Source organism: Rhizobium sp. BK491 (genome assembly GCF_014194925.1).
Lineage (GTDB): Bacteria > Pseudomonadota > Alphaproteobacteria > Rhizobiales > Rhizobiaceae > Rhizobium.
Genome location: NZ_JACIAR010000009.1, coordinates 64,084 through 76,380, shown reverse-complemented (window position 1 = coordinate 76,380; position 12,297 = coordinate 64,084). Strand labels below are relative to the sequence as shown.

The following is a 12,297-nucleotide window of genomic DNA, read 5'->3' as shown; positions in this document are numbered from 1 at the left end:
CATCAGAGACAGTGAATCACAAACCATTCAAATCTAAAACTATTTTATGGGTATGTGACTAGCACGGCGATCGAAAGAATAGCGTCGAAGGTATTGTCTTTAAAGGGCAACTCTTCTCTAACGCCACCGATATCGGTGGAATCGTAAGGCACGATCTCGAAATTCACGACGTTGTCGAAATAGACGTCACGCCGGCCTGCACCGCAGTCTAAAACGAGTCCGTCCTTATATTTCGCTACGATGTCCAGGCCGTGTCGATCATAGCCATGGGCGGAGACTGCATCGGTGTCCGAGATACCGGAAAGCTCTCTCACCTCCTGCTAGAGGTGGTTGTAAACGCCAGCGTCATTTAGAGTGAACGGCATGTCCCTACGAAGAAACGGCTTTAGTTTTGCCATTTTCCCGGGGCGCTCGGCCATGATCGCCGCAGAACGCTCATCCAATTCATGAGCGCGACCGTTGTCGTGGCTCTGTTCTGAACGCTTGGTTAAGCGCGCTACCAAATTCCGTATCATCTCGATGCCCGAAATACTCGGGACCGTTTAGCGCCGCTGCGAAACAATCCCAATGATCAATCTGCAAGTGCGGATTTTAAACCTCTATTTGGAGAGGAGTGCAGCCTGTTCAAAGGCCTCCGCTATTCAGCGCCCATCCTTTCTTTTGGAGCAATCAATGGACCCATCGAAATTCTTCGACGCGGTGCGATCCACCGTGTTCAATGGCAAGCTCTCGCAAGCCCAAGTCAATGGCATGAACGCGTTGCTCTCGGAATGCGATGCGCAAACGCTTACACCTTCTATGACGGCCTATGTTCTAGCCACGGCGTTCCACGAAACGGCGCAGACGATGCAGCCGATCGCAGAGTACGGAAAGGGGAAGGGACGCCCCTACGGCAAGCCTGGGCACAATGGCGGCCAGATCCCCTACGGGCGCGGTTTTGTCCAGACCACAGGGGACACCAACTACGAACGGACAGATCGGGAGCTAGCACTAGATGGCCGGCTGATCACCGATTATGACCTGTTGCTCACCGATATTGAGATCGCTGCTCGTGCGGCAGTCGAAGGCATGAAAGAAGGCTGGTACACCGGAAAGAAGCTTTCCGATTATTTCAATGCCAAGATCACCGACTACGTGAATGCTCGGAAAATCATCAATGGCACCGACAAGGCTGCTTTGATAGCGGGCTATGCCAAGAAGTTCTTCTCGGCTCTCGCTGCATAAAATCCTCCCATCAACATCGAAGGACATCTCCCATGCGTATTCTAGCTTGGTGGCAATCGCCGCCATGATGATCCCACTCGGCTCTTGTGCAGCCCTGCAGAAGCTTGCTAGAACCGAAGTGCCCATGACAGCCATCGTTGTCGCCGGCAACGGCGTGGATGCTGCCGAGACCGCTGCAACTGCCCTATGTACGGTTCTGCACACCGAACCCGGCACCGGCCGGCTGCAATGACAGCGTGATCAAGTACAAGATCGTGCCGGCGGTCCCACGATAAAAGGGGCGTAATGCGGTCGACGGTTCGCTCTCGACAACCCCGATTCCAAGTTCGGTCCGAGCACGCTGGTCGATGCTCTCACTAAGGCCGTCGGCGCGCTTCAGACTATTCTCTCCAACGATAACGTGACGTCCTTATGAGCCATTACCATGCTTCAATCCATCTTGGGAAATACTCAATATCCTCCCTGCATTGATCCCCAACATTACTGATTTTAAGGTCATCGGTTAGACCGTTGGATGGCTGCTCTCGATCGAGCCGACGCTGATGCCGTTCTCGAACAGCCGAAGCCGATCCTCTTGAATATCGTCGCCGCATTCGCAGCTAATCCAGCCACGACGGCAACCCAGCTCGCCGCGCTCAAGGTGCTGGATGCGAAGATGGACGCGGATTTCGATGATGCCATCACGGCCTACCTGGCCAGTCATCCCGATCCGGCGACCGCACCCCCTTTTGTCATCGGTCGGCTGACGACCGGCCTCGCCAATCTTCAAGGAGTATTCTCCATGTTCAATTCGAACTTGGTCCACAATCTGATCAACGTGGTCATCATCCTGGTGTCAGCGATCACCGCAGGCCTTTCCGCTTGGGGATGCACATCACTCCCGACAGGCGCGATCGACTGCTCGGCATCAACGATCCCGCCTCAGTATTCTGGCGCGCTGATCGCGCTTCTCGGTGTGCTGAAGATGTTGATCAACATCTCTCGCGACGGTCTTGCTGGCCTCACCAAGCCACAGCCGCCGGCCGACAAGGCCCAGTGATGGCGATGTCACGATAACGCCTTGTGAGGAGCGGCTAAATAGACACACATGTATGTACACCTCGCCAGTCAGCGACAAGCACCATCGCTTCCCGCCCCAGATCATTGCCCATGCGGTCTGGCTCTACTTTTGGTTTCCGCTGAGCCTGCGCGTTGTCGAGGAATTGCTTCTGTTCTGGACGAGGTCGTCATCTCCATTGCCGGCAGGAAACACTGGCTATGGCGTGCCGTCGATCAGGACGGGCATATGATTGACGAAATCGTCCAGAACAGAAGCAACACCAAGGCTGCCAGGCGATTGCTGGCCCGTCCGGCGACAGGTCATGCCGCACGTCGAACATCGATCCCACAAGGGTCTGAACAACCGGGCTGAGAACTCTCATGTGTCGCCGCGAAAGCGGGAGCGGATGATGCAAGGCTTCCGATCACCGAGAGGTCTTCAGCGCTTAGTCTTTGTCTTCTGCGCTGTTAGTAACCTCTTCGTCCCACCCGCTCACAACACACCGTATCCCAAAACCGCATTCACCGCATCTATGCGATCGCAGAGTGGAAAGCTGCGGCCAGACCCATGGCCTGAGATCAATATCCCCGAAGGCAGACGCTTCAGTTCATCCGAATTCAAGTTAAGGTGACATTGTCCTGCGACATATAACATGTGGGGTCTTCAAATGGAGCGATGGAAACTGCGTAACTGCCGATGATGCAGCCCGCTTAGTTGGCGGCAGCCCATCAAGGCCATCGGCAGTTTGTACCTGCTCGCCAAATCAAAGTTTTGGCCCTAGCCGCGACAACCTCATAGAGACGAATTCAATCAACATGACTGGCCTCCGTCTTGCAAGGTTAGGTTTTTGATTTCGAAGAGGTAATTAGTGCTCCGAAAGCGCCAGTAAGCCGGGCTTGCTCTCGCAAAGTCGGAAATACCATGCTGCCGTAGAGCGGGATGATTTGCGAGGTTTCTCCGCTCATCCTGATTTCGCACTTAGCTGCAGCTTCTATCCGCAACTGCCTGGGGCAGGCTGCTCGATTATCTTTCAACGCAAAAGTTCAGGAGAACACAATGCCGACTAATAAGAACGTCGCGACCGCCATCCTATCCGAGGCTGATGGGGCTCTCATCAATTCGCGCGCAGACGCTATTGCAAGCTATCATCCGACAACGGCGCCGGGCTTCATTATGACGGCGGGCTATGCTGCCGCCGGAGATGGCGGCGCCGCCACTTATAAGCAGGTTGCGACGCAACCGACGCACGGCGGCAAGTTGTCTATCACTCTCTCCGGCGGTGCCAATGTCTGGTATGAGCTGGCAGAGCACGATATCAACGTCTTCATGTTCGGCGCCAAGGGCGACGGCGCGACGTCAGACAGTGCAGCGATCCAGCTTGCAGTCGATTATATCAAGCTATTTGGCAGCCCAAACGTAAAGCCACGATTGAGTTTCGGTGGCGGCAAGATGAATAATTTTTTGCTGACGGCCACTATCAACATGACGCAGCTGAGAATGGTCAAATTGATCGTTGACTTCGAAGGAGCTTTGCTGATCGGCAAAACGGCTGGCAAGCCAATGATCGATGCTCTCTGGTCTACTGGTATCCAGTTCATGAACGGCACGCTCTACGGCGATGCATCTTCCGCCCCGAATATCGGACTGCAAATTGGAAGAGGTACAGGCGACCTGACCACCGGTTCAGCCGAGAATAATGGCATATTCAACGTTGATTTGATCGGCGCCTATACCGTCACGGCGTTCTATAATGGGGCCGCGGAGATTTTTAGAGCGGATAAATGCAAATTCTGGAATAGCTCAGCAACTGGTAGCTGCGTGTTTATGGACGGCAATAATAGCGCAGGCATAACGTCACAGTTCTTTACTGTCACTCTTCCGAAAAATACATACATAAGCTTCAACGACCAAATATACACCAGCTGTAATTTTGAACAGATAAGCGGAGCAACAAATACATTCGCTCTTGTTGAGTCCGGAAGCGGCAATTCCCACCATTTCATCAACTGCTACGGCCAGAACGAGCACGCTTCCGGAATATATTTCTCACCCGGAACGTGGAGCCAGTGCGTGTTCGACATCCACTTCGAGGCTACGAATCTGATATACTGGTGTTTGCTCGGCACAGCAGGCGGCAACATTTTCTTCCGGCATTGTGTTTTCAAAGAGTACTATTTGTTCGCTACGGGCAACATGTTCATAACGACAGGTAATCCTGCCGCAGGAGTTTTCTGGTATGGCTGTGAAGTTGTCGTAAGTGATGCTGGTACCGCAGCAGCGATCTTCAACAGAAATAATGCGCAGCTACTGTATTTTACTGGAACCATCCGCGTAAGCGGTGCGGCCAGTCACGGCTTTGCTCAGCTGTCGTCATTCTGGGGCGAGATTTACGGCGTCAAGGCACGTGCATCCGGTTTTGTTCGACCGCAAAGTGGTGGGTTTGTTTACTACAATCCCAATGATCTTGTTCCCGCAACATATGGCACGTGGGTCAGTATTCCATGATGGCAAAGTAGCTACGGTACCGCTCACTTAGGCAATCGCGCCGATCACTGAGGCGTCCCTCGGAGCGCCTTTTCATTCGAGAATGTTATGTTAGGTGTGAACCTGGAAACCCGCTGGCCATCACGTCCTTTCTAACACACCAAGTGCGCTGGCGCAGGGGTGCAGCACGAAATTGCAAGCGGTGCTGATCTTTCGGGATCACTGACCGGAGAGATGGTCGAATGCCGCGACATTGGATTTTCCGCAATGGCGGCGAGCTCACATCTCCGAAAGTGACACCCCTTGAACCCGGAGATCTGCAGAAGCGTAACGTTAAAATGGCTAATGAGCGGGCGTAGATTTCAAATTCACCACGGGAGCGGCAGCAACCAACGTTTTTTGATGTTCAGCTGCAAAGAGCAATGCTTTAGCAGTTCGGCTAGGCGTTGGACGGCTCTTGTTATTTGCTTTGCAACAAGAATGAAAGCACAAGCAGCAATATATACCCATCTGCTGCTAGATTCCGGCAAAAATTCCGATCATCCGGGATAGCTGTAACTAAACCAGAGGTAAGAAATGCCTGATATCGCAGATAACGCAGTGAGTGAGAACAACCTGAACCCGTCATTGACGATAACTATGCCGACCGTTGTTGCGAGCCGTGCCGCCCTGAAGGCGCTGAATGCAACCGGGAGATACAATACCGCCTATCTCGGCGAAGCCGGAAGAGAAGGAATATTCGCGCGAAAGAGTGGAACACCGTTCCCCGATCCTCAAGAGGGCCGCATTATTGTTTCGAACACTCCGGGCTGTTACTGGGAGCGTGTGGTTGAAGACGACATCTATCACGCAACATGGTGGGGAGTCCGGGGCGATGATGCAACGGACAACACAGCTATGCTCCAAGCCGCCATTACTGCATTACCCCCTGTGCCGGTGGCTCTTCTTCTCCCAGCAGGGGTTATTCGCGTGAATGACCAAATCACGATTGGACGTGAGTACTTCACGCTTCGGGGGGCCGGTGCAGGTACAACGACCGTCCGCCAGTTCAACCCTGCGGTAACAACATTCTACTGCGCCGTGGCTGCTCCGAATAGCATCCATGGCATCACCATCGCTGGGATCAACATCAATACGGCTTCGTCCATCGTCAGTACTGCCGGCGCGCTTATCTACGTGGAAAAAGGAAACGGGATCCGTCTCGAAGATCTTGATATGGGCGGAGGCTATTACGAAATTTACCTCGCAGGATGCTTCGGCGTTCAAATAGATAATTGCCGGGCGGCGAACGGATATAAAAGCCCGAGCACACGTTCCAACATCATGATTGGAACAGCGAACCCTTCATGGGGCGGGATTTACGGGGGGAATATATTTATCAACAACTGTGATTTCCAAACGGCCTATGGACAATCGGGAACCCCAGGAGCACAATATGGCATGCAAGTCCGAGCAGTTGATGGGCTTTTTGTCTCAAACTCCTATTTTGGATATTATGAGACAGCTGCAGTAGCTCTGCTTAACAGCGGCGGCTTTGTAGCCGGTGTTAAGTTTTCGAACTGTTGGTTTGACCATCAGATGGGCAACGGCGTGTTTGTTTCTGGCGGAGCGAACGCGAATTTCTCGGGCGGAGCATGGATCGGCTGCAATTTTGTTGGTGGGACTTCTGCTAATTATAACTTCTTCGCCGAGGGAAATCCTAGAGGCATTGAGATCGTCGGTTGTGAACTTTCTTGGGTTAGTGGAGACAATATCAGAATTAACACGACTCAGGGTTCCATAGTTATTGCGAACAACAAAATCCGCCTTGCAGATATCGATAATCAGGCCGGAGGCGAAGGTATCGCCATCGTTGCTGGTTCTGATGTAGTGATTACAGGCAATGTAATCGATGGCGAAGGATATACCGACTCCGGTATCGTCGTTTCAGGCAACAGCAATAGGGGCGTGGTGAGTAATAATCGCGTAACGAACTGCACTCATGGGATTCGTTTCGAGGGAAACGCTGGGGGCTTTGTAGCCGTAGGCAACAATACGCTTGGAAACTCCGGTGTTGGCATGCTGAATACATCTTCGGGGTCCATTACAATTCCGGCAGGAACAAATATCTAAATCTCGGCCGCTGAGTGGACCGAGACTCGTTGAAGAGCGTTTCGAGCAGCTGCAAGATGCGCATAAAGCCGTAAGATGATATCGAAGCTGAGCGCATCTTAGAGCTGAACGTCAATTTTGGCCGCAGACAGATAAATCCATCCAGCGCTAGTGTTTCGTTGGGACTGGAAGTTAAATGATGGCCGCTTGGCTGCGGCTCTTCGAGGCTCAGTTGCCGACCATGCTTCCAGTTAATGCCGTGGATATAGATTTGGTGCGGCTCCGAAGGTATCGAACCGCTAGTCGCTATATTGCGCAATAATCATCTCTGAAAAACCTAGCCTACATCTCCATAAGCGAACATTTCAATCCGGCTTCGCGCCGGGCTTTTTCTATTCGGGTCAAACCATGACGGCTGCGTGCACCCCTGAACTGAGGGAGCACCAAAGCCACAATCAACGATATATAACTTAACGGAGGCTTACCTAATGTACACTGAAGTTCCTACAGGTCAGTTCGGCACTACCGCTGAGAACCTCCCCATAAACGTGGTCAGCCACGGAGCTGATCGCACAGGTGCTACGCCGAGCGCTTCTGCCTTCATTGAGGCAGACACACAGGCAGGTCCCAGCGGTCAGATTTGGGTACCCGCTGGCACCTACAATATAGGGTCCGAACAGATCGGCAGTGCCGATCGGATGTGGGTTTTCCTGGGTGAGGTTGCGCTTATTGGCGGCGGCAACGTAAAGGGCAATGTCATCAAATTCCGCCCATTCGGTATGGAGATCAGCCGCGATCTCGATTGGCGCATGGCTAGCGGTCAAGGTACCGGCCTCATAATCGGTGATTGGGTTGCCTTCAATCAAGACGACCCCGGCCCGTTGGCAACTCTCCGCCTATTTCCGAACTCGGCCATCTCACCCACTCAACTCGCGGTGGAACCATATTTTGGCGACTATACGGCAGGTGATAGGCCGGAAACCACGCTTGTAAGCAAGGGCAACGGGGAAGACCTTTGCTCTATTGGCCTCGGTTCGGCTGGGATTAAAGGTGATAATTCCGAAGAGCGCCTTGTTTTCGTAAACAAATTTAAGACGGGCGGAGAGAATCTGCGACACTACGATATTTCCGTCATCAACACATTTAACGGCCAGTTGCACCCGCTTTTCCTGAATATGGGTGCTAGCACGTTACTAAAACTCGCAGAGAACGGCACCGTTAATTTTTGGAACTCCGACAAACTTGGAAGAAGCAGCAAAGGTAACACAGTCGTTAATGTTCAAAACCCGCCAAAAACCAACGGGATCCGTCTTGCGGCCCGCGCGAACGGTTCGACCGGCATTATTTCTTACGACGGCGGCGTAGAGCAAGTCGAGGCGCGTTTTGGTGGTTTCGGGGTAGTCATCGGCACGGCTGGACTGGGTACAACGGCGCATCGACTTGAAGCCGCCACGGAAAACGTTACACAAACCGCATTTGCGACAACGCTGTCAAATGCCGGATACTCTGGCGAGTGCATACGCATTAATGTGTCTCGCACGAAAAATTCCGCTTTTTCCTTTATGACGGCCCGAGCCCTAGGCGATCTGACGTTCAATTTGCGTGGTGACGGCTCCGCGTTTGCCGACGGAACGTGGAATGGTGGGGGCGCCGACTATGCGGAGTATTTCGAATGGGCTGATGGCAATCCGAACAACGAGGACCGCACAGGGCAAAGTGTGGTTTTGGAAGGCTCAAAGATCAGGATCGCCGCCGCCAATGAAGAGCCCCTCGGTGTCGTTTCCGCGACTGCCTTTGTAGTGGGTGACAGCGATACTGATTTCTGGAAAGGAAAATATCTTCGGGATGATCTCGGCAGGTACATCACTGAAAGTGTTGAAGTTCTGTGCTGGAGCGAGAATGTACCGGAAGAGCGGGTGGATGAAACCATTGAAAGGGAGCACGTTGACGCTGGCGAGGATGGCAAACCAGTCACCCATAAGTGGAAAGAAGAAGCCAGCAGATTACTCTCAGCCGCTCGTACAGTCGAACACAGCTATCCGATCAACGAGATTCCTCAGGGCGTCGTGGCTCCGTCGGACGTTGAGTGTAAGAACATCCAACGACGAAAGTTGAATCCTGCTTTCGATGCGACTGCTTCGTACAAGTCGAGAGAAGTTCGCGGAGAATGGTCGCCGATTGGTCTGCTTGGGAAACTGCGGTTGCTTAAAGGCCAGCCGACAGGCGCACGCTGGATCAAGATGCGTGACGTGTCGGCCACCGTCGAAGAATGGATGGTGAAGTGAGCTGACCTGTCCGCAATAAATCAGACCATCCGGAATTGGAATTTCCACTTATAGTCCCTGTTGGAAAGAAGAGGAGTGACCTGCCACTGAACTTTCATCCAGCGGCAATTAGAGCCTCGGCGGTTTTGAATACGCCAAGTGGCGCGGTGTGAGCAACCGGCGGAAACGCGAAGCTTTCATCTTGCGTAGCGTTGGAGCCGGTTGCGGCGACGGACCCGGCATAGCTTGCCGGGGTCTGATATCCAAGCGATGAGTGCGGCCGGAAATGGTCATAATCCTGCGCCCATTCGGAAATAGCGCTACGGGCGCGGCCGAGACCGAAGAACAGGCTCGTTCAGCAGCTCGTCGCACATGCGGCTGTTGAAGGATTCGACGTAACCGTTCTGCATCGGCTTTCCCGGCGCGATGTAGTGCCATTCGACCTTGTGCTCCGTCGACCACGCGAGGATGGCGTTCGAGGTGAACTCCGTGCCGTTGTCGGAGACGATCATTCCCGGCTTGCCGCGCCGTTCGATCAACGTCGTCAGCTCGCGAGCAACACGACGACCGGAGATCGAGGTATCTGAACCGATGTGGTTCCTGTTCTTCGAACTGCATCCCGGCCCGTGGCTAACCAGGCCACACCAAGAGGCCTGACACACGACCGATAGAATTCCTTATTCGCGGACGACCGTCAAAAATCTTCTTGCCAAACCGGGGGCATCCACACACGCACCGCCGCGATCCGTTGCGCAGACCTGAAAGCTCCGCTTCGCAAGGTCGATCGCCAGAATGTGGACTGTTGTCATCTGCCTCTCCTCCGCAAGCGCCACCATGGCGCTGAGCAGGCATCATACGCCGATGCCGGACGGAGGGGGCATCCACATGGGGTAATCGCGGGAGCCATACCCCTTCGGATTCGGACATGATTTGGAAGGTGGCTGTTCCCCGATAAGATGAGGTACGGGCTCTCGACTGGACGCCGGGCCTAGCATCAAAGGAGAACAGCCATGGAAGAATATATCGGCCTCGACGTTTCAATGAAAGAGACTGCCGTCGCAATCCGTCGGAGTGGCGTGCGTGTTTGGCGCGGGAAAAGCGCATCAGATCCTCGCGTCATTTCGCGGAACGACATGGGCTGCAGCCCAACCACATATCCACAGTAACATTCGACCAGCGAACACGATAACCCGATGTACTTGAGCGAAAGAATAGTCTATACGGCGGCCACTCCTCAGCAATCACCGCTGCAGGATTGCCACCTTTAGTCGCATGACGCGATCTGAACCAGATCTCCAAGATTTAGGATCATAGGGATGTTCGCCTTCGAAAACCTTAGAGAATCGCCATGGGCCCCTGGACCCACGTACCCGTAAGATCGAATACCCATATGCATGGCATTGCGTGCGGAGAAACATCGATCGTCAATAAATGCACACTCTTCTGCGTCGACATTCAGTAATTCTAAAACGCGAGCAAAATATGTCTTCGACCGTTTGGACGTCGCAAGTGCAGCCCCCGAAATTATGGGGAAGTCGAACATCGCTGTTAAGCCGACAATTTCGAAATTCCTGGAGACTTTGCTTTGTGATGCGTCCGTCGCAACCACCGTTTTAATCCCTTTGTCCCGAAATGCCTGGATGCAATTGGCTGCCTCCGGTACGATGGCCAGCTCTTTTTCAAACCGACATGCTCTCTCGATGTAATATGATTCCCAAAACGTCGAAGGAACAATGAATTGGAAATAGCGACGTAGGATACGCTCGACCCCTGTTCTCGTTCGACCCATCAGACAACTACGAACGAATTGTCCGGAGATCGCCACGCCTGCCTTTGTAAGTTGCTCTGTCAAGACAACAGCCGCAACGAGTTCGGAATCAACTAGCACGCCATCGGCATCAAAGATCATCCATTTAAGCATTTATAATCCAAACTGTGAGGAGGTCAGGTCCGCCGTAGTCTCGGCTAGAGATTTTCCTTCGGTGATAGCCCTAACAGCTATCGCGGAAGTCCTTATCCCGTCAATCAACAGTCCTATCGCCCTCCATCCACATCTCCTCACAAGGGTGGATGCCATAGCTACGCAATGGACGCCGGAGTACAAAAGAGATCTCATCATCAACCTTTCCGCGTTCGTCCGCTGTGAAAGAAAATTTCCCTCTATTATCCGATCCAAGAACCAAGCGAATAGCCATCGTAGGTTAGCTGCATGAACCGGTGACTTAGCTGTGAAAAGATCCTCAAACGATACAATTCCTTTAGAGGAGATTTGATATCCAAAGGGTACGCAGAGGTCAGCAATATAAAGATCGTGCCATCTCAACGAACACATGACTTTGCCCAGGTCGTAAGCGATATCGCCTCCATCGACAAATCCTCCTGAGTCGACAAACACCGCATTCAGATGGCTGTCGAATAAAATGTTCCCGAAATGCGGGTCACCATGGATCAAGCAAATATCGTCCTTGTCTGCTACAAACAACGCGATGTTATCTGCAATGATATTGCACATCCTCAGAGCGCCGGGGTATGTAGCACCATTGATCTCGATGGTTCCTGAACGAGCGACCTGACAAAATGCATCGCCAATCCCCATAGCAGTCCACTCGGATGCCTTGACGCCAGTCGGAATAATACCACTATGTGTCTGTTCTCGTTGCCAGCAAAACCTCTCTAAGCGAGAACGCGGCCGAGAAACCAAGGCATAGTCGGCAAAAGCTACCCCGCTCGCGGTTGCAGACTTGGAAAGGAACCCTTCTGCGAGCTTCGCGAGCAGTTCCGAAATCAACGGGCGGGCGATGGCTTCATTGTAATTTGCGCCGACCAGCCGATCTCTGAGGGTTCCACCGCCATAGAACGGCGTCTGATAGAACGGATATCTTCCAGAAACTCCAACTTGCGTCACAGGCGCTAGAGGCTGACCACCAATGTGAGCGCGGGAATGCGACGAGACTTCAGAACGGAAGGCATCAACATCGCCTAACGCAGTTTTCCTGACATATGCGGTTCCATCCGCATCGAACAATTCAACCTTAGCGTGGTCCGTTTGACTAATCAGCCTACCGAGGACGCGGTCTGATACCAACGCTACCTCTTCGGCACCGCCCTGTTCAATCGCCATAATGAAAGCTCCGCAGATAATTTCGAGCGTGTCATTAAGATCGGGCTTGCACCCACACGCTCGGATGCGAATTT

The 12,297-nt window shown here is 52.9% G+C and carries 9 protein-coding genes and 3 pseudogenes; 8 read left to right on the top strand and 4 right to left on the bottom strand.

What is annotated here, in order from left to right; all coding sequences use genetic code 11:
* Positions 1-44: 44 nt before the first annotated feature.
* Entirely contained in the window at positions 45-314 is a 270-nt protein-coding gene (locus FHX05_RS26340; protein ID WP_183875550.1) for a hypothetical protein, read from the bottom strand.
* Positions 315-567: 253 nt separating this feature from the next.
* On the opposite strand from FHX05_RS26340, the gene FHX05_RS26335 reads away from it, so the two are divergent.
* The 7 genes and pseudogenes from FHX05_RS26335 (at position 568) to FHX05_RS26310 (ending at position 9,123) form a co-directional block, all read left to right on the top strand.
* Positions 568-1,224 (top strand): hypothetical protein, encoded by a 657-nt coding sequence (locus FHX05_RS26335; protein ID WP_246699112.1) that lies wholly within the window; start codon positions 568-570, stop codon positions 1,222-1,224.
* Between the two features lie 514 nt (positions 1,225-1,738).
* Positions 1,739-2,263 (top strand): hypothetical protein, encoded by a 525-nt coding sequence (locus FHX05_RS30535; protein ID WP_246699111.1) that lies wholly within the window; start codon positions 1,739-1,741, stop codon positions 2,261-2,263.
* 52 nt (positions 2,264-2,315) lie between these two features.
* Positions 2,316-2,513 carry a hypothetical protein gene (locus FHX05_RS30530; RefSeq protein WP_246699121.1) on the top strand — a complete coding sequence of 66 codons (198 nt, stop codon included), beginning with the start codon at positions 2,316-2,318 and terminating at the stop codon, positions 2,511-2,513.
* A pseudogene (locus tag FHX05_RS30880) lies at positions 2,426-2,734 on the top strand (DDE-type integrase/transposase/recombinase). Before FHX05_RS30530 ends, FHX05_RS30880 begins: the two are co-directional and overlap by 88 nt.
* A 585-nt stretch (positions 2,735-3,319) precedes the next feature.
* A complete protein-coding gene (locus FHX05_RS26320) occupies positions 3,320-4,768 on the top strand; it encodes a hypothetical protein (RefSeq protein ID WP_112420534.1) in 1,449 nt (482 codons plus the stop codon).
* 555 nt (positions 4,769-5,323) lie between these two features.
* A complete protein-coding gene (locus FHX05_RS26315; RefSeq protein WP_112420535.1) occupies positions 5,324-6,859 on the top strand; it encodes a right-handed parallel beta-helix repeat-containing protein in 1,536 nt (511 codons plus the stop codon).
* Positions 6,860-7,326: 467 nt separating this feature from the next.
* On the top strand, positions 7,327-9,123 hold the full coding sequence (locus FHX05_RS26310; RefSeq protein WP_183875548.1) for a peptidase G2 autoproteolytic cleavage domain-containing protein: 1,797 nt from the start codon (positions 7,327-7,329) through the stop codon (positions 9,121-9,123).
* Positions 9,124-9,217: 94 nt separating this feature from the next.
* Here FHX05_RS26310 and FHX05_RS26305 read toward each other — a convergent pair.
* Positions 9,218-9,686, bottom strand: a pseudogene (locus tag FHX05_RS26305) (integrase core domain-containing protein); the annotation flags it as partial.
* A gap of 426 nt (positions 9,687-10,112) precedes the next feature.
* Here FHX05_RS26305 and FHX05_RS26300 point away from each other — a divergent pair.
* Positions 10,113-10,229, top strand: a pseudogene (locus FHX05_RS26300) (IS110 family transposase); the annotation flags it as partial.
* A gap of 137 nt (positions 10,230-10,366) precedes the next feature.
* On the opposite strand, the gene FHX05_RS26295 reads toward FHX05_RS26300, so the two are convergent.
* On the bottom strand, positions 10,367-11,023 hold the full coding sequence (locus tag FHX05_RS26295; RefSeq protein ID WP_183875546.1) for an HAD family phosphatase: 657 nt from the start codon (positions 11,021-11,023) through the stop codon (positions 10,367-10,369).
* Entirely contained in the window at positions 11,024-12,223 is a 1,200-nt protein-coding gene (locus FHX05_RS26290) for a hypothetical protein (protein ID WP_183875544.1), read from the bottom strand.
* Positions 12,224-12,297: the final 74 nt, after the last annotated feature.